The sequence below is a fragment of the Brevundimonas sp. BR2-1 genome, assembly GCF_037626195.1.
Classification (GTDB): domain Bacteria; phylum Pseudomonadota; class Alphaproteobacteria; order Caulobacterales; family Caulobacteraceae; genus Brevundimonas.
In genome coordinates, this window is the sequence record NZ_JARKMV010000001.1 from 1,088,504 (window position 1) to 1,115,062 (window position 26,559).

The window sequence follows — 26,559 nt, forward strand, 5'->3', positions numbered from 1 at the left end:
ATGGCGGCCCTGGTGCTGTTCGGCGGGGGCGGCGACCTCGCCATGCGGATGCTTCTGCCCTCGCTCTATTTTCTTGAGCACGACGGGCTGCTGCCCGACGGTCTGAAGATCATCGGCGCCGCCCGCTCCGACGAGAGCCGCGACGAATACGTCGCCAAGGTCCGCGCCTCGGTCGAGGGCAAGGCCAGGGCGGACGACGCCTGGTCCGATGAGGCCTGGAGCCGGATGGAGGCCCGCCTCGACTATCTGGCCGTCGACGCCACCAGCGCCGAAAGCCTGAAGCCGCTCAAGGACAAGGTCGGCGACGGCGCCTGCACCAGCTTCCTGGCGGTCTCGCCCTCGCTCTACGCCCGCATCGTCACGGCCATGCGCGCCGCAGGCCTGGCCGAGGCCGACGACCGGGTGGTGCTGGAAAAACCGGTCGGGCGCGACCTCGAAACCTTCCGCGAGATCGACGACGCCGTCGCCGACGCCTTCTCGGAACAGCAGGTGTTCCGCATCGACCACTACCTCGGCAAGGAGACGGTCCAGAACCTGATCGCCCTACGGTTCGGCAACACCATCTTCGAACCGCTGTGGAACAACCTGTCGATCGACCACGTCCAGATCACCGTGGGAGAGACCGTCGGCGTCGGCGACCGCTGGCCCTATTACGACGAGTACGGAGCGTTGCGCGACATGCTCCAGAACCACATGCTCCAGCTGCTCTGCCTCGTGGCCATGGAGCCGCCTTCGGACCTCGATCCGGACTCGGTGCGCAACGAGAAGGTCAAGGTTCTGCGCTCGCTTCGTCCGGTCACGCACGAGGAGGCCGAACGCGTCACCGTGCGCGGCCAGTACGTCGCCGGAACCGTCGAGGGCAAACCCGCGAAAGGCTATGACGAGGAACGCGGCGCCGCCTCGGACACCGAAACCTTCGTCGCCATCCGCGCCGATATCGACAACTGGCGCTGGGCCGGCGTGCCCTTCTTCATGCGCACCGGAAAGCGGCTGCCCGAGAAGCGCACCGAGATCGTCATCCAGTTCAAGCCGCTGCCGCATTCCATCTTCGATAACGACCGCGGTCAGGTCCAGGCCAACCGCCTCGTCATCGCGCTTCAGCCCGAGGAAGATATCTCCCTGTCGGTGATGAACAAGAAGCCGGGGCTGGACCAGCGGATGCAACTTCAGCCGATCCAGATGTCCCTGTCGTGGGGGCAGAACGACAAGGACGCCAAACCGCCGCGCCGCCGCATCGCCTATGAGCGGCTGCTGCTCGACGCCCTCAATGGCGACTCAACCCTGTTCGTCCGGCGGGACGAGGCCGAACAGGCGTGGAAATGGGTCGACGAGGTCTCCGAGGCCTGGGAGGGCGCGGCGTTCAAGCCGAAGGACTATGTCGCCGGGACCTGGGGCCCCGAGGAGGCGCAGTATCTGCTCTCCCGCACCGGCCGCCAGTGGAACACGGGCGATGCGTGAGATCGAAACCTTCGCGGACGGTTCCAGCTGGGCCGAGGCCTGCGCCGCACGCCTGACGGACACGCTGGCCGCCGCCGTCGCCGATGCCGGCAAGGCCCTCTTCGCCGGCTCGGGGGGATCGACCCCCGCCCCGATCTATCGCCGCATGGCGCAGTCGAAGCTCGACTGGTCGAAGGTGGCCGTGACCCTGATCGACGAACGCTACGTCCCCGAGACCTCGCCCGAATCGAACGCCGCCCTGATCAGACAGACGCTGATGACAGGCGCGGCGGCCGCCGCCCGGTTCGTGCCCCTGTACCATTCCGAGGTCACCGTCGACCGCGCCGCCGCCCTCGCCGCCCACGCCCTGGCGCGTGAAGGGGGCCGTCTCGACGCGGTCCTTCTCGGCATGGGAGAGGATGGCCATATCTGCTCCATGTTCCCCAACAGTCCGACCCTGAAGACCCTGCTTTCCCCGAGCCTGCCGCCGACGGTTCTCGGCGTGCCCCACGGCCGCGACGGCGCGGCGCCCAGCCTTGAGCGGCTGTCTGTCAACCTGCCCTATCTGATGGGCGCCCGCCGCGTCGTCCTGGCCCTGACCGGCGCCGCCAAACGCGCCGTCTTCGAGCGCGAGGCGGCCGGCGATCCGGCGGTCCAGCCAATCGCCGCCCTGATCGCGGCGAACGTTCCGCTCGACGTTCTGTGGACGGAGAAAGCCTGATGCCAGCCCTCCATCCCGTCGTGGCCGAGGTCACCGCCCGCATCGTCGAGCGCTCGAAGGCCACCCGCGCCGACTATCTGCGCCGCATGGACGCCGCCCGTGATTCCGGCGCTGGCCGCGCCAAACTGTCCTGCGCCAACTGGGCCCACGCGTTCGCCGGCGCCCCGGTCAAGGACAAGCTGAACGCCATGTCGGGGACCCAGCCCAATGTCGGCGTCATCACCGCCTACAACGACATGCTGTCGGCGCATCAGCCTTTCGAACGCTTCCCGCAGATCATCCGCGACGCCGTGCGCGAGGTGAACGCCACCGCCCAGGTCGCCGGCGGCACGCCCGCCATGTGCGACGGCGTCACGCAAGGCCGCCCCGGCATGGAGCTGTCCCTGTTCAGCCGCGACGTCATCGCCATGTCGACCGGCGTCGGCCTGACCCATGACGCCTTCGACGCCGTGGTCGCCCTGGGCGTCTGCGACAAGATCGTGCCCGGCCTGTTCATGGGTTCCCTGGCCTTCGGCCACCTGCCCGTCGTCTTCGCCCCGGCGGGCCCCATGCCCTCGGGCATTCCGAATGCGGAAAAAGCGCGGGTCCGCGCCCTCTACGCCCAGAACCAGGTCGACCGCCAGACCCTTCTGGAAAGCGAGATCGGCAGCTACCATTCGCCCGGCACCTGCACCTTCTACGGCACCGCCAACTCCAACCAGATGATGATGGAGCTGGGCGGCCTGCACCTGCCCTCGACCGCCTTCGTCCATCCCGAGACCGGGCTGCGCGACGCCCTGACGGCGGCGGCGGCGAAGCGCGCGGTCGAACTGGCCCGCAGCGGTCAGGGCCGGATGGCCGACGTCATCTCCGAGAAGTCGATCGTCAACATGATCGTCGCCCTGCTGGCCACCGGCGGCTCGACCAACCACGCCATCCATCTGGTCGCCATGGCCCGGTCCGCGGGCGTGCTGATCGACTGGACCGACATGGACCAGCTGTCCTCGGTCACTCCGCTTCTGGCCCGGGTCTATCCCAATGGCTCGGCCGATGTGAACGCCTTCCAGGCCGCCGGCGGCGTCGCCTTCGTGACGCGCGAACTGGCGAACGCCGGCCACATCCATGCCGACGTGACGACCGTGATGGGCGAGGGCATCCACCACTATTTCCAGGAGCCGGTCATGATCGACGGCGAACTGGTCTGGAAGGATGGCGTCACGGAGAGTCTGGACACGGACATTCTGCGCCCGGCCTCGGACCCCTTCGACACCGAGGGCGGCCTGCGCCTCGTCCAGGGCGACCTTGGCCGCGCCGTGATCAAGGTCTCGGCGGTCAAGCCCGAGAACCGTATCGTCGAGGCGCCCGCCGCCGTCTTCGAAACCCAGGAAGACGCGCTCCTGGCCTTCAAGGACGGCAGGCTGAACCGCGATGTCGTGGTCGTCCTGCGCTTCCAGGGGCCCAGGGCCAATGGCATGCCCGAGCTGCACAGCCTGTCCCCGGCCCTGTCGGTGCTGCAGGACAAGGGCTTCAAGGTCGCCTTCGTCACCGACGGCCGCATGTCCGGCGCCTCCGGCAAGACCCCCGCCGCCATCCATGTGTCGCCCGAGGCCCTCGCCGGCGGCCCCCTGGCGCACGTTCGCGACGGCGACATCATCCGGCTCGACGCCGACGCCGGGGTGCTGACCACCGTCGGCGTGCCCGACCTGACCGCCCGTCCCGCGGCCGCCCGCTCGCGGGCCCACGAGGAGGGCACGGCATGGGGCTATGGCCGGGAACTGTTCTCGGCCTTCCGCCATGTGGTTTCGACCGCGGAGGAAGGCGCCTCGGTCTGTTTCCCGCTGCCGGTCGGCGCCTCCGCCGAGGCGGACACGCCGCCGGACAACAATGTCGTCGACCGCGCGGTGGACGCATGACGCACCCTCAGGAGAGAACTGCTCCATGACCATCGCCTGGGACAAGACCCTGCTCGTCGGCGACGTCGGCGGCACCAACGCCCGCTTCGCCCTCGCCCATATGGTCGAGGGAAAGCCGATGCTCGAACACCACGACAGCTTCCCCGCCGAGGCCTACCCCACCTTCCTGAGCGGGGTGAAGGCCTTCATCGACGGCTGCGACGTCAAGCCGACCGGCGGCGTCATCGCCGTGGCCGGGCCGGTCACCGACGGCGAGATCGACCTGACCAATTCGCCCTGGCGCGTGTCCGAGGCGGAACTCCAGACGCTGGGCCTCAACCCCGTCCGCCTGATCAACGATTTCGAGGCGCTGGCCTGGGGCGCGCCCGTCGTGCCCGCCGACATGCTGGCCTCGCTGGGCGGGCCCGCGGAAGGCGAGCCGCACACCGCCATCGCCGTGCTCGGCCCCGGCACCGGCTTCGGCGTCTCGGCCCTGGCCCGCGACATCCACGGGAACGAAATCGCCATGCCCTCGGAGGGCGGCCACGCCTGTTTCGCCCCCGGCGACCCGATCGAGGACGAGATCCTGCGCATCCTGCGCCGCCGCTATGACCGCGTCTCGATCGAGCGGCTGATCTGCGGCCCCGGCCTGCTGAACATGCACCGCGCCCTCGCCGAGATCGACGGCCGCGAAAGTCATATCGACGACCCGGCCCAGATCACCACCGAGGCGATGGAAGACCCCAACAGCCCCTGCGGCGCCACCCTGGCCCGCTTCTGCGCCATCCTGGGCGCCGTGGCCGGCGACATCGCCCTGACCACGGGCGCGCGCGGCGGCGTCTATATCGCCGGCGGCATCGCTCCGCGCATCCTGCCCTTCCTCAAGGCCAGCCCCTTCCGCGAACGGTTCGAGCGCAAGGGCCGGTTCCAGGACTATATGGCGGCGATCCCCACGAACGTGATCCTGCACAAACACGCCGCCCTGCTGGGCGCCGCCCGCGTGGCCTTCGCCGGAGTAAGGTAGCGCTCCCGACACTTTTTCTCACGGACGCGTGAACCGAAGCGGCGCGGCAGAGTTATCCGGTTTCCACTTTGGAAGGATATCCTCATGCGTAAACTGATCATCGCCTCCGCCGCCGTCTTCGCCCTGGCCGGCGTCGCCGCCTGTGAAAGCCAGGCCGACAAGACCGCCGAAGTCCAGGCCGACGCCCTGGAAGAGCAAGCTGCTGCGGCTCCGACCGAAGCCGCTGAAACGGCCCTCAACGAAAAAGCCGACATGATCGAGCAGCAGGCCGGCAACGCCGACGGCGGCGCGACCACGGCCAACACCCCGAACACCTCGCCGTCGACGGCGAACCCGGGCCAGTAAGACCCGGACGCCGGGGCCTTCATGACCCCCGACGACCTTCGGAAAGAGTCAGCCCCCGTCGCGCGAGCGGCGGGGGTTTTCCGTGGGGCGACCCGCTACCTCAACGGCAGGAACAGCTCCGCCGCCGCACCCTGCTCCGGTTCGTCCAGGAAGAAGCGTTGGCAGTAGATCGGAAAGTCGCGCATCTCCTCGCCGCTGGCCGGCAGCCATTCGCGGTACAGGTAGAGGGCGGCGGGCTCCAGATTGTGAGTGTCGCCCGTCACCCGCAGCACAGCGCAGCGTCCGCCGGGGATTTCGCCGACCTTGACCGTCGTGTCCGCGGGATCGATCCGCTGGTCGGCGCCGATGCCGACGCATAGGTCCATGCTGTAGTCGGCGGGATCGGCGGGCCGCCTTTCGGAATACCAGATGTTGAAGGTCGGATTGGTTCTGGGCGAAAGTCCGGCGCCCTTGCGCCATGCGATGAACCGGTCGCGGGTGTCGTCGAACGTCTCAGGATCGCCCCGGTGTTCGAAGATCGCCACGCGCGTCGGGGCCACCTCGCGGATGGTCACCTGATCGGGGCTGAAGGTCGTCTGCATGAGCTTGCTCCTGGCTGCGTTGAGAGGCCTGAAGGCCTGGAGCCACGGAACCCAGTCGGGCGACTTCCGGAAACTCGACGGCGACTGCCGGAACCTTTGGCGAAAGGCGCGGGCGAAGGCGTCGGGCGTCTCGTAGCCGGCGTCCAGGGCGATATCGGTGACGCTGTGGCCCTGTCCGTCGGCCAGCTGTTTCGAGGCCCGGCGCATACGGGCCAGCTGGACGTAGCGATGCAGGGACACCCCGAAGGTCGCCTTGAACTGCCGGTGGAAGTGGAATTTGGAAAACGCCGCGACCCCGCTGACCGTCTCCAGGTCCAGATCGCCGTCCAGATGCCGGTCGATATGATCCAGCACCCTCTGCATCCGGGCATGATATTGGTCGAGCGCCGCCGTCATCGTCCTCATCCGTTGTGGCGGTCTCGATATGAAGCCTGAGGCTCCCGCGCGCTCGACCGATCTTGCGGTTCAGCCCTTCTTCGGCGGCCACGGAATGAAGGCGCTGGTCCGCCGCACATAGTCCTCGTAGCCGGGCCTGGTCTTCGCCGTCGCCTTTTCGGTGATCCCGATGCCCGACCAGCGCGTCAGGGTGAAGGTCAGGAACATCGGCCCGAGGATCGCCCACATCCCCGGCCCCGTCTCGGCGGCGATCAGATACAGTCCCCACCAGACGCAGGCGTCGCCGAAATAGTTGGGGTGCCGGGTGTATTTCCACAGGCCGGCGTCCAGCACCTTGCCCCGGTTCTTCGGGTCCTTCCTGAACGTCGCCAGCTGGGCGTCGCCGATGCTCTCGAAGCCGATGCCGACGACCGCCAGCACCGCGCCCGTCCAGCCGATCCATCCGACCGTCGGCTCGAACGCGACCTGTCCCAGCTGCACGGGCAGGGAGGTCAACCAGCTCAGCGCCGCCTGCGGCAGGAAGACGAACAGCAGGGCCGTCTTGGCGAACGCCCAGCCCTTCGCCGTCTCCTGGTTCTGGACCAGTTCGACATAGCGGCCGTCGGGACCGTTGCGCCGCCAGCGGCCCAGCAGATGCCAGCCCAGCCGGACGGCCCACACCCCGACCAGCCAGATCAGCAGCCATTTGCGGATCGGATCGCCGTCGGTGCGCGGAAACGTCGCCAGCGCCAGCATCAGCATGCCCAGCGGCCAGACCCCGTCGACGAAGCTGACGTCCTTCAGCCGCAGGGCGACCAGCCACAGGCCCAGCATCACCGCCACGATCAGGGCCAGGTTCAGGCCCAGCAGGGCGGCGATCTCGGTCAGGCTCATGGCTCAGGAACGGCGCCGCACGGGCTTCGGATGCAGGGTCAGTCGACGCACAGGGTGGCTTCGGCCTTGCCGTCCTCGACGCGGGTGAAACAGCCGAACCGATTGCTGTCGGCCTGGCAGATGCCGGCGATCGCCGCGCCTTCCGCCGGACGGGCCGCGGCATCGGCCGTGCGGCATTCGCCGGCGCACTGGTCGCTGTCGGTGCAGCGCTTGCCGGCGTCGGCGTAGCGGACCACGCACTGCATCGTCTGCATCCGACCGACCGGCTGCATCGTCCCGTTGCGGGCGATGCAGTCCGCCGCCGCCTGGCTTTCCGGGACCGCCACGGGCGCCGGCTCATTGCCGAAGCCGTAGTCGCCCTTTTCCGGCACGGGCTGGCAGGCGGCGGCCAGCAACAGGGCCGCGATCATGGCGAGGCGCTTCATTCCACTCTTCCCTTCCGGAACCCGGTCCAGACGTCGTCATAGTCGAGCTGCATCGTCGGACTGGTTTGCGCCCATTCCGTGGTCCGGATCGGCATCCGCGTCTCGAACATGAAGGCCAGGGTGTCGGCGATCTTGACCGGCTTCAGATCGGCGGCGACCGCCTTGTCATAGGACGCCTGATCCGGCCCGTGGCCGCTCATGCAATTGTGCAAGCTGGCGCCGCCGGGGGCGAAGCCGCCCTCCTTGGCGTCGTATTCGCCGGTCACCAGCCCCATGAATTCGCTCATCACGTTCCGGTGGAACCACGGCGGGCGGAAGGTGTCCTCGGCCACCATCCAGCGCGGCGGGAAGATGACGAAGTCGCAGTTGGCCGTGCCCGGGGTGTCGCTGGGCGAGGTCAGGACGGTGAAGATCGACGGATCCGGATGGTCGAAACTGACCGTGCCGATCGTGTTGAACCGGGCCGTGTCGTATTTGTACGGCGCGTTGTTGCCATGCCAGGCGACGACGTCCAGCGGGCTGTGGTCGAAGGTGGTGGCGTACAGCCGGCCGCCGAATTTCTGCACGCACTGGGTCGGCCGGTCGATGTCCTCGAACGCCGCCACCGGCGTCAGGAAGTCGCGCGGATTGGCCAAGCCGTTCGAGCCGATCGGCCCCAGGTCCGGCAGGCGGAAGGCCGCGCCGTAGTTCTCGCAGACATAGCCCCGGATCGGCCCGGAACACTCGACCCGGAACCGCACCCCGCGCGGAATGACGACGATCTCGCCGGGACCCGCCTCTATACGTCCCATCTCCGTGACAAAGACCTGGATTCCCAGCTGCGGGACAATCAGCAATTCCCCGTCTGCGCAGTAGAAGACCCGGTCGGTCATCGAACGATTGGCCGCGTACAGGTGGATGCCGGTCCCGCTCAGCGCTTCCGCGTCCCCGGTTCCGCCGTAGGTCGTCAAGCCCTCGACCCAGTCGGTCGGCGTGTCCGGAATCGGCAGCGGATCCCAACGCATCCGGTTGGGCGACGGCGGCGCGTCATGGAACGGTCCGGACCGCACCCGGCCCTGGGCGAACGGCTGATAGGCCGGATGCTGGGCGCTGGGCCGCAGCCGGTACAGCCACGACCGCCGGTTCTCGGACCGGGGCGCCGTGAAAGCCGTGCCCGACAGCTGTTCGGCGTACAGCCCCATCGGCGTCTTCTGCGGCGAGTTCCGTCCCTCGGGCAGGGCCCCGGGCACGGCCTCGGTCGCGAAATGATTGCCGAAGCCGCTCAGATACTGGGGCGCGTTGGTTCGCGTCATGGTGCGTGTTCTCCCGTGGGAGAGGTTTAGGGCGCCCGCAGCCCCACCGCTAGAACCCCTGCGCCCGCGCCATCCGCTCGTGGTGGAACCCGGCGTCGCCCAGCAGTTCGTTCAGCACCCGCACCCGCTTCATGAACAGGCCGACGTCGAACTCGTCGGTCATGCCGACGCCGCCGTGCATCTGCACCGCCTCCTGCACCGCCAGTTCCGCCACCCGTCCGGCCTTGGCCTTGGCCACCGATACGGCCAGCCCGGCGTCCTCACGTCCCGCATCCAGCGCGTTCAGCGCGCCCATCACCGCCGCCCGCGCGATCTCGATCTCCGAATACAGATGCGCCGCCCGGTGCTGCAGCGCCTGGAATTCGCCGATCAGTTTCCCGAACTGCCTGCGCGTCCGCAGATACTCCAGCGTTGTCTGGAAGGCTTGATCCCCCGCCCCGTTCAGCGACGCCGCCGCGCAGGCCCGGCCGAGATTCAGCGCGCCTTCCAGCAAGCCATCCCCGCCGTCCACCGACCCGATCACGGCGTCCGCGTCGACCTCGACATCGGTCAGCGTCACCCGCGCGGCGTTGTGCGCGTCGACCATGACCGTACGCTCGACTTCCACGCCCGCCGTCTTCGGATCGACGAGGAACAGGGTGAGCCCCGCCTCCGTCCGTGCCGCCACGATCAGGGCGTCCGCCACATGACCGTCCAGCACGAAGCCCTTGGCCCCGTTCAGCCGGAAGCCGTTGCCCGAGCGCTCGGCCGTCGTGGCGATCCGCGCCGGCGCATGTTTCGGCCCTTCATCGACCGCCAGCGACACGATGGCCTCGCCCGCCGCGATCCGGGGCAGCCAGGCCGCCTGCTGCTCGGCCGAAGCGCCCTTAAGCACCGTCGCCGACAGCACGCCCGATCCCAGGAAGGGCGACGGCGTCAGCGTCCGACCCAGCGCCTCGGCCATGACTCCCGCCTCGACCGCGCCGAGCCCCGAGCCGCCGTGTTCCTCGGGGATGACGATCCCCGCGAACCCCATCTCGCCGAACGCCCGCCACAGGTCGCGCGACACCCCGTCCGCATCCCTGCTGTCGCGCAGCTTGCGCAGGTGGGCGATCGGCGCGTGTTCGTTCAGGAAGCCGTCGGCGGCCTCCCTCAGCATCGTCTGCTCTTCGGTCAGGATCAGCGGCATGTCAGGCGCCCGGCAGTTGCAGCAGGTGTTTGGCGATGATGTTCAGCTGGATCTCGCTGGTCCCGCCCTCGATGGAATTGGCCTTGGTCCGCAGCCAGTCGCGCGCCGCCGCCCCGTGGCGCGAGCGGTCGCTCTCCCACTCCAGCGCGTCCGATCCGCCCGCCGCCATCAGCAGTTCGTGCCGCCGCTTGTTCAGCTCGGAGCCATAGTATTTCAGCATCGAGGCGATGGCCGGGTGCGCCTGCCCCGCCTTTACCTGATCGCCCGCCCGTTCCATGGCCAGACGGAAGGCCGCGGCGTCGACTTCCAGCTCGGCGATCCGCGCGCGGAGCATCGGCTCGTCCAGCCGCCCGTCGCCGTCCAGCCCGATCGATCCGGTCGCCACCTGACCCAGCGGCCGCCCGCCTCCGACCTCGCCCATGGCGCCGATCATGGTCCGCTCGTGCGCGAGCAGGTGTTTGGCCACGTCCCAGCCGCGGTTCAGCGTCCCGACCAGGTTCGCCTTCTCGACCCGCACGTCGTCGAAGAAGGTCTCGCAGAACGGGCTCTTGCCGCTGATCAGGGTGATCGGCCGGGTCGAAACGCCGGGCGTCGCCATGTCGAACAGCACGAAGGAGATGCCCAGGTGCTTGGGCGCTTCCGGATCCGTCCGCACCAGACAGAAGATCCAGTCGGCCTTGTCGGCATAGCTGGTCCACACCTTCTGGCCGTTGACGATCCAGTGGTCGCCGCGATCTTCCGCCCGCGTCTGGATCGAAGCCAGATCCGATCCGGCCCCCGGCTCGGAATAGCCCTGGCACCAGCGGATTTCGCCGCGCACGATCTCGGGCAGGAAACGCTGTTTCTGTTCCTCGGTGCCGAAGGCCAGCAGCGCCGGCCCCAGCATCCACACCCCGAAACTGGCCAGCGGCGCCTGCGCCTTGATGCGCCGCATCTCCGAGTTCAGCACCTTGGCCTGTTCGCGGCTCAGCCCGCCGCCGCCGTATTCGGCCGGCCACTCGGGCGCGGTCCAGCCACGGGCCGCCATCCGGTCCAGCCAGAGCCTGTGCGCCGGCGTCGGGAAGACAGCGTTCCGCCCGCCCCAGACCCGGGCCTCGTCGCTTTCGACCGGCCCGCGGCATTCGGCCGGGCAGTTCGCCTCCAGCCAGGCGCGGGTCTCCGCGCGGAACGCATCAAGATCGGCCATTGTGAACCTCGTCATCCCGGCGCAGGCCGGGACCCGCGTTTCCTCTGCGGCGACCCTAGCAGCGATTCACGGGTGACGCTGCGTCAGCCCCCGCCGGGCAGGAAGGGCGAGAAGGTGATGACCGTGAAGGTGTCGCGGATGTTGGCGCGCGTCTGCACCGACTTCGTCACGAAGGTGCCGATGTCCATTTCCTTCGGCAGCTGGAATTTGGCCAGCAGGTCGTACTGGCCCGAGGTCGAATAGACCTCCGAAACGTATTCGACATTGTCCACCATGTCGGCGGCCACGTCGTTGGCGTGGCCCAGCTCGCATTTGATGAAGACGAAGATGGCGGTCATCATGGCGGCGGTCCTTCCGGGTTCGGGAGGTGTGTAGCGGATGGATTCGTGACAGGCGAGATCGACCTCGAGGCCCCGGACTTCGAAAGCCAGTACAACAACCGCGCCCGCGTGCCCGACCACCCGGCCGTCATGGCCAGGTGGCGCGAACTCGCCGAGGCCGCCCGCGCCGCCCATCCTCCGACGGAGATCGCCTACGGGCCCGGCGAACGCGAGGTCATGGATCTGTTCGACGCCGGCCCCGGCGCCCCGGTCGCCGTCTTCCTGCACGGCGGCTACTGGCAGGCGCTGGACAAGAGCTGGTTCAGCGGAATCGCCCCCGCCTTCCTGGCTCACGGCGTCAGCCTGGCCGTCCCCTCCTACGATCTCGCCCCCGCCGTCCGCCTGGGCCGCATCCTGCGTCAGGTGCGCGCGGCGGTGGAGGCGATCCGCGCCCGCACCGGCGCCCGGCCCGTCGTCTTCGGCCACTCCGCCGGCGGCCATATGTCGGCCTGCATGCTGTCAGAAGGCCGCGCCTCCGCCGCCGTCGCCATCAGCGGGATCTTCGACCTGCGTCCGCTCATCCCGACCTCGCTGAACGCCGCCCTCGACCTCGACGAGCGCGAGGCCGCGGCCCTGTCGCCGGTCTTCTGGCCCATGCCGAACGGCTCCACCCCCGGCGGCACGGTTCTCGACTGCGTCGTCGGCGGCGACGAGAGCTCCGAGTTCCTGCGCCAGTCGCGAATGATGGCCGACCACTGGGCCGCGAACGGCGTCGAGACCCGCTATGACGCCCTGCCCGGCCTCAACCATTTCACCGTGCTGGATCCGCTGTTCGACGCGAACAGCAAATTGGTGAGACGGATCGCGGACTTGGCCAGGCCCGGCGCCTGACGCCGGGCGCGCGCGCATGCCGGGCGGGCGCCACCGGTAACAATCCTCGCCCTTGATCCCAAATTCATCGCTTGACCGCGGCGGCGAATGATTGTGTCTGCGCCCGTCCGGTAGCGTCCATTCGAGTTCATGTTCCGCGTTCTTCGAAAATTCCTCCGTCAGCTCCGCTGCCGCCGCCATCGCTGGCGTCCGGACCGCCGTGTTTCGGGGCGCGAGTTCTGCGACCTCTGCGGCGCGAAGCGGCAGACGGGCTGAGCCGGGCCGCCGGTCTTCGAAACACAAAGTTTCGCGCCGTCCCGCGCCCGCCGCTTTTCCGAAACGCAGCGGGTGGGATAAGCATGGCGGGCTGCCGGACGCCGGCAAAGGAACAAGACCATGCGCCACGACCGCCTCGCCGTCCTGACCGCCCTTGAATCCCAGGGCGTGGCCCCGGTCTTCTATCATCCCGATCCGCAGGTCAGCCTGAACGTGATCCGCGCCTGCGCCCGCGGCGGGGCGAAGGCCATCGAGTTCACAAACCGCGGCGACTTCGCCTGCGACCTGTTCGCCGACATCGCCCGCGAGCTGCAGGAGACCGACCCGGACATCATCCTGGGCATCGGCTCGGTGGTCGATGTGGGCACGGCCAGCCTCTACCTCAACCGCGGCGCGCGGTTCGTGGTCAGCCCCTGCCTGGTCCCGGACGTCGCCCGCGTCTGCAACCGGCGCATGACGGCGTATTTCCCGGGCTGCGGCTCGGTCACCGAGATCGGTCAGGCGCACGAACTGGGCTGCGAGATCGTCAAACTCTTCCCCGGCGCCAGCGTCGGCGGCGCCGATTTCGTCAAGGCGGTGCTGGGCCCCATGCCCTGGACCAAGATCATGCCCACGGGCGGCGTCGACCCGGACGAGGCCAGTATCGCCAAATGGTTCGGCAGCGGCATCGTCGCCGCCGGCATGGGCTCGAAACTGGTCACCGACGCGGCCGTCAAGGCCGGCGACTGGGCCGGCATCGAGGCCAATGTGCGCAAGACGGTGGATGCGATCGCGGCGTTCCGGGCGAAGTAGTGGCTGGCGGCTAGTGGCTAGTGGCTAGTGATTGCAGCTTCGTCTGACGGCGGAAGGGCGGCGCAGACCACGCCGTCGCGCGGGCGCCGGCCAGCCACTAGCCACCAGCCACTCCCCTACAGCCCCAGCGTCGCGCTGTTCAGATCCAGCGACGCCGCCGGGATCACCACCACGTCCGGATGGGCGGCCCGCAGGGCGTCGATGAACATCGCCGACTGCCCCACCACCACGACATAGGCCTGATCCGACCCGACGGCCTGCGCCGCCGCCATCACGCCCTCGGGCGTCGTGGCGTTGATCTTGCCGGCGTAGGTTTCGACCTCGGTCAGCGGCAGGCCATAGGTGACCGCGTCCGCCAGCACCCCGCCCAGACCGCCGGTGGTCTCGACCGCGCGCGAAAAGCCGCCGGTGATGAAGGCCTCGCGGTCGGTCACTGCCTGGTCGGTCACCGCCTCGGTCTTCAGCCGGTCGAACTCGGCCAGCACCAGGGCGACGACCTCGGCCGCGCTCTCGTTCTTGGTCTGGGTCGCGGCCGCCAGCAGGCCGCCGTCGACCCGCGCGGCCAGCTGGGAGCTGGCGCCGTAGGACAGGCCGCGCTTGGCCCGCACCTCCTGGAACAGATGGCCGTTCTGGCCGCCGCCGATGACGCTGTTAACCACCGCCAGCGGATAGAAGGCCGGGTCCGACCGGCGCGGTCCGCGCACGGCCGCCGCAACCGCCGCCTGGCCGACGCCCGGCAGGTCGACCACGACGATCCGCGGCGCGGGCCGGTCGCCCGCCCGGTCGGCGACGACCGGAACCGCGCCTGACGGCTTGCGCCATCCGCCGAGGGTTCGCTCGGCGAAGGCGAAGGCCTGCTCCGGATCCATGCCGCCCGTTATGATCAGGGCGGCGTTGTCCGGGCGCCACCAGCGGTCATGGAAGCCGACGATCTGGTCGCGCGTCAGCGTCCCGACGGAGGCCGGCGTTCCCGCGGCCGGCGCCCCATAGGCCGCGCCGCCGAAGGCCAGCCGGTTCAGCACCTGCGAGGCCAGGGCGCCGGGATCGCGCAGGGCCACGGTCAGGGCGGTGACCCTTTGCGTCCGGCTGCGTTCCAGCTCGGCCGCGTCGAAGCTCGGGCGCTGGACAACATCGGCCAGAATCGCGCCGGCCTGATCGGCCGAGGCGACCGGCGCCGAGAGGAACAGGGTGGTGGAATCCGCCCCGGCCCCGCCGCCGATATTGGCGCCCAGCGCCTCCAGCGTGCGGGCGATCTCGGGGGCCGAGCGGTCGCCGGCGCCCTGGGTGGCCAGGTCGGCGGTCATCGAGGCCAGACCCGGTTGGCCGGCGGGATCTCCGGCTGCGCCGCCGGCCATCACCAGCTGGGCGTTCATGATCGGCAGATTGGTCGATTTCGCCACTATGACCCGCAGACCGTTCGACAGCGTCCGCTCGACCACGCGCGGCGTGGCCATGGCGCGGACCGGGCCCGGCGCCGGGGGCGCCATCCGCTGGCCCTCGGGCAGCAGCTCATGGGCCGGCAGGATGGCGGGGGGAACAGTCAGATAGGTCGGGACCGGGGCCGGATTGCGCCAGCTGTCCTCGGGCACGCCGGCGGGCCGGGCGCTCTCGTCCTGATAGCGCACGGCGACCCGCGTCTGGTCGTTCAGATACGTCCGCGCCACTCGCTGCACATCCGCCGCCGTCACGGCCTGGATCGCCGCCAGCTGGGCGTCCGGCGCGCGGGGATCGTTCTCCGACACGATGGCCTGGCCCAGGATGAAGGCCCGGCCCGAGGCCGTTTCGCGCTGGCGCAGTTCGGCGGCCACGAGCTCGGTCTTGGCCTCGGCCAGTTCGGCCGCGGTCACCGGCTCGTCGCGCACCCGCGCCAGTTCGATGTCCAGCGCCGCCTCCAGATCGGTCATCGACTTGCCCCGCGCCACCGTGGCGGTCACGCTGATCGAGCCGTCCTCCTCCATGCTGTTGGCGCCGAAATTGGCGGTCGAGGCCAGCTGTTTGCCGTAGACGAGGGCCTGGTAGAGCCGAGAGCTGTCGCCGCGCGACATGATCGCCTGCAGCACCTCCAGGGCGGCGGTGTCAGGGTGGTTCGCCGCCACGCCTGGATACAGCACGCCCACCGCCGGCATCGGCACATTGGGGGCGTAGGCCTCGACCATGCGCGGCGCGGTGCGCGGCGTCTCGACGGGGCGCTCGAACACCGGCACGGGACGCTCCGGGTTCGGAATGTCGGCGAAATACTGGTCGACCCATCGGTCCAGTTGCGCCGGATCGAAATTACCCGACACGATCATCGTCGCCGTGGCGGGGCGGTAATAGGCCTCGTGGAAGGCCCGTGCGTCGTCGATGACCGCCGAGTCCAGCTCCTCGATCGAACCGATCACGCTGCGGCGGTAGATGCTTTCGTCGAAGCTGTTGTCGCCGATCACGAACCGGCCGAACCGGCCATAGGGCGGGGCCAGAACCCGCTGGCGCAGCTCTTCCTTGACGATCGAGCGCTCGGCCTGGAACACGGCGTCGTCGACCACCGGCCGCGCCATCCGTTCGGCGTGGGTCCACAGCATCGTCTCCAGATACTGGGGCGGCACCGTCTCATAGTAGTTGGTGAAGTCCTGGCCGGTGGAGGCGTTGCGCGACCCGCCGGCGTTCTCGACCAGCGTCGAAATCTGGCCGTACGGCAGGTTGACCGTCTTGCGGCTCAGGATGTGTTCGAACAGGTGGGCGAAGCCGCTGCGCCCCTGCGGATCGTCCTTGCCGCCGACGTTGTACCAGAGGGTCACCGTCACCGTGCCTGCCGTGGCGTCCGGCATGGCGTAGACGTCCAGCCCGTTGGCCAGTTCGCGGTGAGTGTATTCCAGCGGCGGCACGGAAATCGGCGCGGGCGACTGGGCGAAGGCCGGAGAAGCGAACGCCAGAAGCGAGGCTCCCAGAAGGGCGGCGGTGCGTGTCATGTCGGCGGTCCCCGGATCGGTCTCTCAACGGAAGCCGGGACCCTATCAGCCGAACTCGCGGGCCAAAGTTACGACGCCGTAATGATAGCCTCCACCTCGGCCCGTGTCGGCAGCGAGGGCTGGGCCCCGGGCCGGGTCGCCGCCAGCGCCCCCGCCGCGCAGGCGAACCGCAACGCCGCTTCCGCCTCCATCCCTTCCAGCAGGGCCACGCAGATCGCGCCGACGAAGGCGTCGCCGGCCCCCGTCGCGTCCACGGCCCTGACCCGGGGCGGCGCCGCGCGCGCCAGTTCGACGCCGCGCTGGTACATGACCGCGCCCTTCGCCCCTTCGGTCACCACCACCCGCCCGCCGCCGTGATGCAGCAGGTCGCCGTAGAAGGCCGCCTCGGTCTCATTGACCACAAGCAGATCGGCCCGCCGCAGCAGCTGGTCCGACACCGGCGCGGCCGGGGCCAGGTTGACGCAGACGAACTCGGTCGCCCGCCCTACCGCCGCCTCGACCGTCGGGATCGGCAGTTCCAGCTGCACGATCAGCGGGCAGTCGATCCGCGCCGGCAGCTGTTCGGGCGTGACCCGGTGATTGGCTCCGGCGCAGACCACGATCTGGTTCTCGCCCGTGTCGTCCACGGCGATCAGGGCCACGCCCGTCGGCTCGGCGATGTCCGTCTCGACTCCCGACAGATCCACCCCCCAGGTCATCAGCAGGGCCATGGCCGCGCCCGCCATCTCGTCGTCGCCGACGCAGCCGGTCAGGCTGACGTCCGCCCCCAGCCGCTGCGCCGCCAGCGCCTGATTGGCGCCCTTGCCGCCCGGATGCCGCGCCAGGGTCGCTCCCGTCACCGTCTCGCCGGGCCGCGGCAGGGCCGGGCTGCTGGCGACGAAATCCAGATTGATCGAACCGACGACGGTCAGCCTCAAGGCGTCTCTCCCGCGTCCGGCGGAACCGGACAGACGCCCCTCTATAACCCGCGCGCGGCCCGGGGGGCCACCACGGCGACGCCGCCGGCGATCACGCCGGCGGCGGTTTCACGCTCTAGAATTTCCGGCCGAAACCGACCGACACGACCCAGGGATCCAGGCTGACGTCGCTGGTCAGGGCCCCGCCGTTGATCGTCGCCTCGGTGTCGAACCACACCTTCTTGACGTCGACATTGAGCGTCCAGGGCCCGGTCACCGCGACGTCCGCCCCGGCCTGCAGGGCGTAGCCGAAGCCGTCCTCCAGATCGACGGTGAAGCCGTTACGGTCCTGGCCCTCGAAGAACAGCATGTAGTTCACGCCGGCCCCGACATAGGGGCTGACCCGCGCCTCGGGCATGGGACGGTATTGCAGGGTCACCACCGGCGGCAGCACCCAGGTCTCGTGCACGGCCACGTCGGTGGCCCCGCCCTGGGCCCGGATCTCGTGCTGCGTGGCGCCGAGGATGGCCTCGACCGAGACGTTGTCGGTCAGGAAATAGGTGAAGCCCAGCGTCGGCATGACGTCGTTCCCGACGTCGACCGCCAGCCCCGTGTCCGCGCCGGCGGACGTGAAGATCGCGTCGTCGGCGCTGCTCGACACGTCGGTGACGCGTCCGGTGACGATCCAGTCGCCCTTGCGCGCGACCTGCCAGTCGTTGGCGGTCTGGGCCGTGGCGCCGGTCGCGGCGCCGGTCGCCAGCGTCATCACCGCCACAGCGGCCGCCAGCGTCATGTTCCGTTTCATCTTCGTCTTCCACGACGCGGTCCGGACGCGACATGCGGCCGGTGCGGGCGTCGCGGGGGTGGTGGTCTCCTTGTGGCGCGGCGGCCTTGCGGCAGCGCAAACCTTGGCCGTAAGCCCCTGCGTCAGATTGTCCGGCGCTGCCGGACGGCCCCGGCGATCAGGGCGAATATCCCCTCCGCATCGGCCGAGACCGCCCAGCGGTGCGGCAGGGAGCCGGCGACGGACAGCCGGAACTCCACCGCCGTATGGCCCCGCGTCAGCTCGCTTTCGGTCTCCACCGCGATCCGGCAGGGTTTGAGCTGGAACAGGTCCGGCCGCAGCAGCCAGGCCACCGGGCAGGGGTCGTGCACCGGCGGGCCCCACTCGGACAGGGAGGGCCAGCCGACGATCCGCCGCTCGACCCGCTGCGAGAACCGCATCATCGACGCCGCCGCATCCGCCATCGGCGTCCCGGCCGCCTCCAGCGCCGCGATCCGCGCCTCGGTCGCCCGCACCTGATGCGTCGCGTCCAGCCCGAACAGCACGGCCTCGCAGCCGGTGGCCAGCACCTCGGCCGCCGCCTCCGGATCAGCCCAGATGTTGAACTCGGCCGAGGCGGTGATATTGCCCCCCTCGGACCGCGCCCCGCCCATGATCGCCACGGGTCCGAGCCGCCCGGCCAGCCGCGGCTCCTTGCGCAAGGCCAGCGCCAGATTGGTCAGCGGCCCCAGCACCGCCACCGCCACCGACGTCTCCGGCCGGCCCATGACCAGCTCGATGATGGCGTCCGCCGCATGCCCCTCCGCACACGGAGCATCCGGCTCGAACGGCGTCATGTCGCCCAGCCCCTCGGCCCCGTGGAACTCCCCCGCTCCGGCCGGCTCCCGCCGCAGCGGCCGGTCCGCGCCCATGAAGACGGGCACGTCCAGACGTCCCGCGATCTGGCGCAGCATCCGCGCGTTCCGCGCCGTCTTCTCCACCGGCACATTCCCGCCCACGGCGGTGACGGCCAGCAGGTCCAGTTCGCTCGACCCGAAGGCGAGCATCAGCGCCACGGCGTCGTCCACGCCGGGATCGCAGTCGATGATAAGGGCTTGTCGGGTCACCGGATCAGGTGTGAAGCGGGTCGCCCGGACAGGCAAGCCTCAGCGGGTCACCTGCACCGGTCCACGCACGCCTGCGCCAGCACCTCGGCCGAATCCACCAGCGGTACGGTCACGTCCCCGGCCCCCAGCAGCAGCGGCACCTCGGTGCAGCCGGCGATCACCGTCTCGGCCCCGGCCGCGACCAGCGTGGCCGCCAGACGCCTCATCTCGGTGCGCGGCCCCTCGCCGAGATCGCCGCGCTTCACCGCGTAGACGCAGGCCATGAAGGCCTCGCGCGCGGCGCCGCTCAGCCGCACGATCTTGACCCCCTTGCCCTGCAGCGCGCGCGCATACAGCGCCTCGCCGCCCGGCGTGGCCAGGACGCCGATCTTCTTCGCCCCGCCCGCCGCGGCGGCCTCGGTCGTCTCGGCGATCATGTCGACGAAGGGCAGGCCGACCTTGCGGATCCCCGCCGCCTGGGCGTGGGCCGTGTTGCACGGCATGCACAGCACCTGCGCCCCGGCGTCGCGCAGCCGCATCGCCATCTGACCCAGCACGGCCTCGGCGGCGTCGGACTGACGGTTGCGGTCCGGCACCTGCGGATTGATGTCGGCGATGATGCGGATGTGGTCCTGATCGCCCTCGGCCGGCGTCAGCGCCTGCACCCGCGCCAGAAACGCCACCGTCGCCGCCGGCCCCATGCCGCCCAGAACGCCCAATACCTTCGCCATCAGAGCGAGCCCTCGATCTCGCCCTGATATCCGAACAGGCCCTGGGCCCCGCCCGTGTGCAGGAACACCACCGTCTCGTTCTCGAACCGCCCGGCCTTCGCCAGGGCGATCAGTCCCTTCATCGCCTTGCCCGTATAGACCGGGTCCAGAACGATCGCGTCGGTCCGCGCCGCCAGCTTCAGCGCCTCGATCACCGCGTCGTCGACCAGCCCGTAGCCCTCGCCCACATAGTCGCAGTCGGCGACCACCATCTCCGCCTTCACCGCATCCGGCCGGCCCAGCAGGGCGGCCGTCTCATGCGCGAGCTTGAGCACATTCTCTTCCTGTTTGGCCTTCGGAGCCCGCACCCCGACGCCCAGCACCGGAATGTCCGCCCCCATCACCGCCAGCCCGGCCACCAGGCCGGCGTGCGTCCCGGCGCTGCCCGTCGCCGTGATGATCCGGTCCACCTGCATGTCCAGCTCGTCCGCCTGGACCACGATCTCGCGCGCGCAGTCGACATAGCCCAGCGCCCCGATCGCGTTCGAGCCGCCGCCGGGGATGATGTAGGGCTTGCCGCCCCGCGCCCGCACCTCGGCCGCGGTCTTCTCCAGCTCGGCGTTCATGTCGGTCCCGCCGGGCACGGTGCGCATCCCGGCCCCGAACAGCCGGTCCATCAGGACATTGCCGTTGCGCGTGTAGTCGATGGCCTTCGACCCGGTCCGCTCCTCCAGAATGACCTCGCTGGCGAATCCGTGCGCGGCGGCGGCGGCGACCGTCTGGCGCACATGGTTCGACTGCACCGCGCCCTGGGTCACCAGGGTGTCGGCGCCCTGCTCCATCGCGTCGCCGAGCAGGAACTCCAGCTTGCGGGTCTTGTTGCCGCCCCCGGCCAGACCCGTGCAGTCGTCGCGCTTGATCCAGATCTCGACACCCAGCGCCTCGCTCAGCCGCGGCAAGGGCTCCAGCGGGGTCGGCAGATGGGCGAGGCGGACGCGGGGAAAGCGGGCGAGATGCATGGGCGGGGCTCCGGTGTGCGCCCCTAATAGACGTCTGCGTCCAAAATGCCGAACCGGTTCACCATTGTTCTCAGCCGCGGCTTAACCGCCGTCGCGTCAGCATGGCCGCGGTCCCGTTTTCGGAGTCCGCATGCGTCCCGTCTCCACCGCCCTGCTGTCGCTCGCCCTGACCTGTCTGTCGGCCTGTTTCGAGCCGGCCGGCGGACGCTACATCGTCGCGGCCAACACCGCCGGTCTGGTCGTCGTCGAACAGGTCGTGGTCAACGGCGCCTCGGCCAGCGCCCGCACGACCATGGTCGCGCCGGCGGACAAACCGCTGCCCCTGACCGGCAAGGCCCCGATCGTCCAGGTCCAGTATTTCCACGAGTTCGACTGCTCCGGCCGCCAGATGGCCAGCCGCGGCCAGAGGTTCGTCCTGCAGGACGGCGAGATTCTCGACCTTCCGGCGCGCCAGCTGAAATGGTCGAAACCCCGTGACCGCCAGCTGGAAGGCGACATACTTGCGGTCGTCTGCGATCCCGCCGTCGCCCGGGCGAAGAGCACGCGGAACAGCTTCGGCATGGTGACCCGCCGCTATCAGCGCCTCCTCAGGGAACAGGCCGTTCAGGCGTCCTGAGCGGCGGCGTCAACCGCATCCAGCAGGATGCGGATGACCTGGGGCGGGCTCAGGTCGTCGTCGTCGACCAGGGCGTCCAGGGCCGCGCCGCAGGCGGGAGTGATCACCGCGCTGGCCATCGACCAGCGGCCGAACAGCCGGGCGTCGATCGGTTCGCGCCCGAGCAGGACGAGGTCGCGATGCCGGGGGTCGCTCTCCAGACGGCGCAGCAGGGCGTCGAGGCTCTGCGCCGGCCCTTCGACGACCTGGATATAGCGGTCGCGGTGGGCGGCCAGGGCGCCGGTCAGGCCGTCGCGGTCGTTGTTGCGCTGCGACTCGGCGAGGATGACGGCCAGATTGCCGATGGACGCGGTCGTTCCCGTGGCGGTGCTTTCATAGACCAGCCGTTCCAGACTCAAACTCATGCTCACCTCGAACTGTCGGCCCTTAATGCCCTCGCGGCCATGGCAGTTGCAACTCCCTAAATATCTGTCTTTGAAGGCAAATGTCAGCGACCGGACACGCGGGGGCGACGGTCGCGAGAATTTATTCGGACGGCGGGGAACGGTTTCCGGCGATCGCAGTTTTCCCATCGGACCTTGCGGCGATGCGCGCTCGACAGAGTCCTCAGCGGCCCGGTCTCTGCCACGCCCCCCGACGCAGACCGGGCCGCATCTTCTTCCAGACATGGTTCTCCGTCCGGCCCGCTTGCCGACTCAGGCCGCGCGGCCCGATGCTGGGCGTATGGCCGAATCGCCCGTCCCCTCCGTCGCAAGGCTGCGCGACCGAAACGCCACCGAGGCCGCCATCGTCGCGGCGGGCGAGCGCATCCTGCTGCGCGACGGCTTTCCGGGCCTGAACGTCCAGACCCTGGCCGCCGAGGCCGGCTGCGACCGCAAGCTGGTCTATCGCTATTTCGACGGCGCCGACGGCGTGGTCGACCGCATCGCCGCCCGCGCCCATGCGGGGCTGGCCGCCAGCCTCGCCTCCATCCCGCTGGTCGAAACCGCCTCCCTGCGCACCTTCGCCCGCATCAGCCTGCTGACCTGGCTGGCCGCCCTGCGCGCCAGTCCGCTGAGCCTGCGGCTGATGGCCTGGGCCCTGGTCGAGGACTCCGACCTGCTGCGCCGGATCGAGGCCGACCGCGCCGCCGTGCTGCAGAACTGGATGCGCGAACGCCGCCCCCGGCTGCGCGTTCCGCCCGAGGGCGATCCCGTCGCCCTCAACGCCGTCCTGCTGGCCGCCGTCCAGGCGCTGGCCCTCTCGGCCGAGCGCCGCGGCGCCGTGGCCGGCCTGATCCTGGACGCGGACGGCTGGCCTCGCGCCGAGACCGCGCTGGACCGCCTCCTGGTCGCCTTCCCGGACTGAGAACGCGGAATTGTGAGACCGCGAACTGCGGCCCTCGATGCAACCTTGGGATGGATGACCACGAAAGTTCTTGATTTGTGACGCATGGATGTGGGCACATTTCAGCCTCAATCGGACGGGGGAGGTCGATATGCACACCGGGATTAACCAATTATCCGCCGCGCGTGGTCTCAAGGGCTTGCTGTGCGGCTCCGTAGCGGGCCTGTGCCTGGCGGCCGCGGCGGCGCCCGCCCTGGCCCGGTCCGGTGAACCGGATCCCGCAGCCGGCGGGTTTCTGAACTTCGGCGCGGTCGAGCTCGCGCCCCAGATCGTGATCGCCGGCCCCGGCACCCCGACCACGGCGCGCGATCCGGTGAACATCACGGGGGTCGGCCAGATGGTCATCGACCAGGGCGGCGGCTTCGTTGGCCTGTGCACCGCCACCCTGATCAACCCGCGCACCGTGATCTTCGCCGCCCACTGCGTGAACGACCGGGCGGCCAACGCCTATGGCGCGGGCGGAACCCCCATCTCGTTCGGCTTCTCCAACAACAACCACGCCGCCGGCAACAGCGCCATCCTTGGCTGGCTGGGCAATCACCAGACCAACACCTCGCGCTTCATCTACAATTCGAACTTTGTCGCCTACAATCCGGTCACCCTCCAGCCGGGCAACGACTTCCTGTACGGCGACATCGCCGTGGCCTCGCTGGACACCGTGGCCAGGGACATCCCCAGCTGGTCGCTGCTGTTCTCGGCCCTGCCCGCGCCGGCGATCACGGCCGCAGGCGCCGGCTATCACGTCAACCTCTCCGGCTATGGCAACAACGGCGCCGGCACGACCGGCTCGACGGGCGGCATCGATTTCCGCCGCCGCATCGCCGAGAACATGCTGGGCGGCCTGGCCTCCCTGGATGATTTCGAGGGCTTCCTGTTCGGCAGTCCCTCCGGCCTGCCCCAGAACCTGTACTGGATCGATTTCGACGATCCTCGCCGCGGCACCGCCCAGGCCAGCCCGTTCGACTTCAACGCCTGGCGCGACAACGCCATGCCGCGAGAGGGAATCACCGCCAGCGGCGACTCCGGCGGCCCGCTGATCCTGGACAACACCTTCGCCAAACCCGTGGTGATCGGCGTCCTGTCGGGCGGCTACACCCGCTTCTTCAACGGCCAGCCCGCCAACAGTTACGGCACCGCCTCCTTCTATCAGCCCCTCTATCTCTACTGGGACTGGATCGCGGCCAATAATCCCTACCACTATGTGTCCTCGCTGGCGGGCGACGCCAACTGGACGGACGCCACCCACTGGGTGACCAACCTCGACCCGAACTACCAGATCATCGGCCCCGACGGTCAGTTGGTGAACGGCGTGCCCAACGACCTCGGCGCGGGCCCCACGGGTCCGGATACCAACGGCTTCGGCCAGATGTGCTTCCAGAGCGGCGGCGTCAGCGAATGTCGGGACGTGGCGACGGGGACGACCTCGATCGAGGTCAAGCCGATCGGCACCGGCGTCTCCAGCGGCCTCGCCGTCGTCTCGATCGAATCCCTCGCCGAGGGCGGCGAGGATGACGCGTCGGTCGAGGCCCAGATCGGGCTGGGCGGCAATGAAACCGTCCGGGCCGTGCCCGAATCCCAGGCCGGGCTCGCCGGCGGCGTCGGAACGGCGGCCCTCCCGGCGGCCACCTTGCTCAACGGTCTCCCGGGCGCGACCAATTTCACGCCGGTCAACACCGACGGCGACCGCCTGACCAGCACTCCGCCGCGTTATTTCGACGTGACCCTGTCGGCCAACGGCACGACCACCCTCAACACCGCCGTCACCATCGACCGCCTGACCATGGCGGGCGTGGGCGCCGGGCTGAACATCACCACCACGGGCGATCTGCTCAGCAATATCGACATCACCCAGCTGACCGGCACGCTCAACGTCGACGGCGCGCTGCGCACGCCCGGCGACTTCTTCATGATGACCGGCGGGCTCAGCGGCACGGGGGCGATCACCGCGCCCTTCTTCACCAACATGGCCGGCGTGATCTCGCCGGGAACGACGACCACGACCGGGACCCTGACCTTCAACGGCAATGTCATTCTGGCTTCGGGCGGCGCCCTGCTGATCAATCTCGGCGCCAACGGAATCTCGGACCGTCTGGTGGTCAATGGCGCCGCCAATGTCGGCGGCCTGGTGTCGTTCGGCATGATGCCGGGCGTCCCGGTCGCCTACGGAAACAGCTACACCTTCGTGACGGCCACCGGCGGCGTCACCGGAACCTTCTCCAACGCGCCGATCTCGGCCATCCTTCGGCCGACCATCACCTACACCCCGACCGCGGTCCAGGTGCAGATCGACGCCGCCTCCTACGCCAGCGTCGTGGCCGGCACGCCGGTCCAGGCCGCCTACGCCCGGTTGCTGGACGACAACCGGTCCGCCTACGCCCAGTTCGCCGGCATCTACGGTCCGCTGGACGTCCAGTCCGCCGCCTCCATCCAGTCCACGCTCGAATCCTGGGCCCCGAGGGCTGAAACCCTGCGCACCTCCATGGGCGTCGCGGCCATGGACGGCATGGCCAGCTTCTATCGCGACCGCCTGACCGGCTCGGCCTCCGAGATGGATGGTTCGCTGCAGGTTCTCGGCCGGCCGATCGACTACGCCTCGGTCGCGCTGGACTCTCTGGACGGCGGTGTCAGTTCGCCCATGGGCGACCCCGGCGACGACATCGTCATCCCCGACGTCCTGCCTGAGAACATGCGCGGCTTCATCGCCGCCGGTTATCTGGACGGCAAGGGCGAGCCGATGACCACGGCCCTCCCCGGCGGCGGCGAGGACGAGTTCGACGGCTTCTACATCGCCGCCGGTCTCGAGACCGCGCTGAACCGCCAGACCATGCTGGGCTTCGGCGTCTCGACCACCGACCTGGACGGCGCGACGGCGAACGCGCCCCAGGCCGCCGAAGGCGATCTGTTCCTCGGCACGGTCTACATCAACCACCAGGCGGACAACGGCTGGCTGGCCAACGGCATGTTCACCATGGGTGAATTCGACACCGAAACCACCCGGATCGTCGCCGTCGGCCCGACCACCTACACCCTGCGCACCGAGGACAGCGCCCGGGCCATGGGCGGCGAGTTCGGCCTCGGCTTCCGCTCGGTCGGCGAACAGGTCTCCGTCACCCCCGGCGTCTCGCTGCGGGCCAGCAAGATCAACTACGGTCCGACCACGGAAACCGGCGGCGGTCCGGCCCTGACCTACCAGCGCGAAAGCACCACGGCGATCGAGAGCCGTGTGGGCGTCGCCGTCTCCGGCCTGTCGCCGACCTTCCGCCCCTACGGCAGCGCGGCCTGGGTCCATGGCTGGGCGGACACGGCCTCCAGCTTCGGGGCCAATTTCGTGGGCGGCGTGGGCCCCGACGTGGTCTTCGCCCTGGGCGGCGACGACAAGGACTGGGCCGAGGTCGGCGTCGGCCTGGAAGCCATCCGGAACGACTGGCGCTTCACCGTCGCCGCCGAGACCACCGTGGGCCGCGACGACGTCGAGACCCGGTCGTACCGCGCCGCCATCTCCGTCAGGTTCTGACGCCAACGGCCCTGCGCCCGCTTG

General features: G+C 69.6%; 24 protein-coding genes. 10 read left to right on the forward strand and 14 right to left on the reverse strand.

Annotation, left to right across the window (positions count from 1 at the left end):
* From zwf to BrevBR_RS05465, 5 genes are all read left to right on the forward strand, one after another.
* On the forward strand, positions 1 to 1,458 hold the full coding sequence (gene zwf / locus BrevBR_RS05445; RefSeq protein ID WP_340000222.1) for a glucose-6-phosphate dehydrogenase: 1,458 nt from the start codon (positions 1 to 3) through the stop codon (positions 1,456 to 1,458).
* Positions 1,451 to 2,158: a 6-phosphogluconolactonase gene (pgl, locus tag BrevBR_RS05450; protein WP_340000223.1), complete on the forward strand. Its 708-nt coding sequence runs from the start codon at positions 1,451 to 1,453 to the stop codon at positions 2,156 to 2,158. Before zwf ends, pgl begins: the two co-directional genes overlap by 8 nt.
* Positions 2,158 to 4,050: a phosphogluconate dehydratase gene (edd, locus tag BrevBR_RS05455; RefSeq protein WP_340000224.1), complete on the forward strand. Its 1,893-nt coding sequence runs from the start codon at positions 2,158 to 2,160 to the stop codon at positions 4,048 to 4,050. The genes pgl and edd overlap by 1 nt, the downstream gene beginning before the upstream one ends.
* Before the next feature lie 25 nt (positions 4,051 to 4,075).
* Positions 4,076 to 5,053, forward strand: a complete 978-nt coding sequence (gene glk, locus BrevBR_RS05460) for a glucokinase (protein ID WP_340000225.1) — start codon at positions 4,076 to 4,078, stop codon at positions 5,051 to 5,053.
* 84 nt (positions 5,054 to 5,137) lie between these two features.
* Positions 5,138 to 5,398, forward strand: a complete 261-nt coding sequence (locus BrevBR_RS05465) for a hypothetical protein (RefSeq protein WP_332639762.1) — start codon at positions 5,138 to 5,140, stop codon at positions 5,396 to 5,398.
* A 95-nt stretch (positions 5,399 to 5,493) separates the two neighbouring features.
* Here the strand turns inward: BrevBR_RS05465 and BrevBR_RS05470 are convergent, their stop codons facing one another.
* The 7 genes from BrevBR_RS05470 to BrevBR_RS05500 form a co-directional block, all read right to left on the reverse strand.
* Entirely contained in the window at positions 5,494 to 6,375 is an 882-nt protein-coding gene (locus tag BrevBR_RS05470) for an AraC family transcriptional regulator (RefSeq protein WP_332639763.1), read from the reverse strand.
* A 69-nt stretch (positions 6,376 to 6,444) separates the two neighbouring features.
* Positions 6,445 to 7,248, reverse strand: a complete 804-nt coding sequence (locus BrevBR_RS05475) for a DUF1295 domain-containing protein (RefSeq protein WP_340000226.1) — start codon at positions 7,246 to 7,248, stop codon at positions 6,445 to 6,447.
* A gap of 38 nt (positions 7,249 to 7,286) precedes the next feature.
* Positions 7,287 to 7,673 carry a hypothetical protein gene (locus BrevBR_RS05480; protein ID WP_332639765.1) on the reverse strand — a complete coding sequence of 129 codons (387 nt, stop codon included), beginning with the start codon at positions 7,671 to 7,673 and terminating at the stop codon, positions 7,287 to 7,289.
* Positions 7,670 to 8,965: a homogentisate 1,2-dioxygenase gene (gene hmgA / locus BrevBR_RS05485; RefSeq protein WP_340000227.1), complete on the reverse strand. Its 1,296-nt coding sequence runs from the start codon at positions 8,963 to 8,965 to the stop codon at positions 7,670 to 7,672. Before hmgA ends, BrevBR_RS05480 begins: the two co-directional genes overlap by 4 nt.
* Before the next feature lie 49 nt (positions 8,966 to 9,014).
* Positions 9,015 to 10,133 (reverse strand): acyl-CoA dehydrogenase family protein, encoded by a 1,119-nt coding sequence (locus tag BrevBR_RS05490; protein WP_340000228.1) that lies wholly within the window; start codon positions 10,131 to 10,133, stop codon positions 9,015 to 9,017.
* A 1-nt stretch (position 10,134) separates the two neighbouring features.
* Positions 10,135 to 11,334, reverse strand: a complete 1,200-nt coding sequence (locus BrevBR_RS05495) for an acyl-CoA dehydrogenase family protein (RefSeq protein WP_445214742.1) — start codon at positions 11,332 to 11,334, stop codon at positions 10,135 to 10,137.
* Between the two features lie 68 nt (positions 11,335 to 11,402).
* Positions 11,403 to 11,660 (reverse strand): Lrp/AsnC family transcriptional regulator, encoded by a 258-nt coding sequence (locus tag BrevBR_RS05500; protein WP_056618579.1) that lies wholly within the window; start codon positions 11,658 to 11,660, stop codon positions 11,403 to 11,405.
* A 45-nt stretch (positions 11,661 to 11,705) separates the two neighbouring features.
* Here BrevBR_RS05500 and BrevBR_RS05505 point away from each other — a divergent pair, with 45 nt between their 5' ends.
* Positions 11,706 to 12,530 (forward strand): alpha/beta hydrolase, encoded by an 825-nt coding sequence (locus BrevBR_RS05505; protein WP_340000230.1) that lies wholly within the window; start codon positions 11,706 to 11,708, stop codon positions 12,528 to 12,530.
* A 375-nt stretch (positions 12,531 to 12,905) separates the two neighbouring features.
* Positions 12,906 to 13,577, forward strand: a complete 672-nt coding sequence (locus BrevBR_RS05510; RefSeq protein WP_340000231.1) for a bifunctional 4-hydroxy-2-oxoglutarate aldolase/2-dehydro-3-deoxy-phosphogluconate aldolase — start codon at positions 12,906 to 12,908, stop codon at positions 13,575 to 13,577.
* Positions 13,578 to 13,693: 116 nt separating this feature from the next.
* Here the strand turns inward: BrevBR_RS05510 and BrevBR_RS05515 are convergent, their stop codons facing one another.
* The 6 genes from BrevBR_RS05515 to BrevBR_RS05540 all read right to left on the reverse strand — a co-directional run bounded on the left by BrevBR_RS05515 (position 13,694) and on the right by BrevBR_RS05540 (position 21,019).
* Positions 13,694 to 16,525, reverse strand: a complete 2,832-nt coding sequence (locus BrevBR_RS05515) for a M16 family metallopeptidase (protein ID WP_340000232.1) — start codon at positions 16,523 to 16,525, stop codon at positions 13,694 to 13,696.
* A gap of 68 nt (positions 16,526 to 16,593) precedes the next feature.
* Entirely contained in the window at positions 16,594 to 17,442 is an 849-nt protein-coding gene (locus tag BrevBR_RS05520; protein WP_340000233.1) for a ribokinase, read from the reverse strand.
* A gap of 115 nt (positions 17,443 to 17,557) precedes the next feature.
* Positions 17,558 to 18,226 (reverse strand): OmpW/AlkL family protein, encoded by a 669-nt coding sequence (locus BrevBR_RS05525; RefSeq protein ID WP_332639773.1) that lies wholly within the window; start codon positions 18,224 to 18,226, stop codon positions 17,558 to 17,560.
* A 122-nt stretch (positions 18,227 to 18,348) separates the two neighbouring features.
* Positions 18,349 to 19,311 carry a nucleoside hydrolase gene (locus BrevBR_RS05530; RefSeq protein ID WP_340000234.1) on the reverse strand — a complete coding sequence of 321 codons (963 nt, stop codon included), beginning with the start codon at positions 19,309 to 19,311 and terminating at the stop codon, positions 18,349 to 18,351.
* Positions 19,312 to 19,358: 47 nt separating this feature from the next.
* Positions 19,359 to 20,021 (reverse strand): aspartate/glutamate racemase family protein, encoded by a 663-nt coding sequence (locus BrevBR_RS05535; protein WP_332639775.1) that lies wholly within the window; start codon positions 20,019 to 20,021, stop codon positions 19,359 to 19,361.
* Entirely contained in the window at positions 20,021 to 21,019 is a 999-nt protein-coding gene (locus BrevBR_RS05540; RefSeq protein WP_340000235.1) for a D-cysteine desulfhydrase, read from the reverse strand. Before BrevBR_RS05540 ends, BrevBR_RS05535 begins: the two co-directional genes overlap by 1 nt.
* Positions 21,020 to 21,149: 130 nt before the next feature.
* On the opposite strand from BrevBR_RS05540, the gene BrevBR_RS05545 reads away from it, so the two are divergent.
* Positions 21,150 to 21,635, forward strand: a complete 486-nt coding sequence (locus BrevBR_RS05545; RefSeq protein WP_340000236.1) for a hypothetical protein — start codon at positions 21,150 to 21,152, stop codon at positions 21,633 to 21,635.
* Here the strand turns inward: BrevBR_RS05545 and BrevBR_RS05550 are convergent.
* Entirely contained in the window at positions 21,623 to 22,039 is a 417-nt protein-coding gene (locus BrevBR_RS05550) for a BLUF domain-containing protein (protein ID WP_332639779.1), read from the reverse strand. The genes BrevBR_RS05545 and BrevBR_RS05550 overlap by 13 nt on opposite strands.
* 319 nt (positions 22,040 to 22,358) lie before the next feature.
* On the opposite strand from BrevBR_RS05550, the gene BrevBR_RS05555 reads away from it, so the two are divergent.
* Both BrevBR_RS05555 and BrevBR_RS05560 read left to right on the forward strand, forming a co-directional pair.
* Entirely contained in the window at positions 22,359 to 22,982 is a 624-nt protein-coding gene (locus BrevBR_RS05555; protein WP_332639780.1) for a TetR/AcrR family transcriptional regulator, read from the forward strand.
* 130 nt (positions 22,983 to 23,112) lie between these two features.
* On the forward strand, positions 23,113 to 26,535 hold the full coding sequence (locus BrevBR_RS05560; RefSeq protein WP_340000237.1) for an autotransporter domain-containing protein: 3,423 nt from the start codon (positions 23,113 to 23,115) through the stop codon (positions 26,533 to 26,535).
* The last annotated feature ends 24 nt before the right edge of the window (positions 26,536 to 26,559 follow it).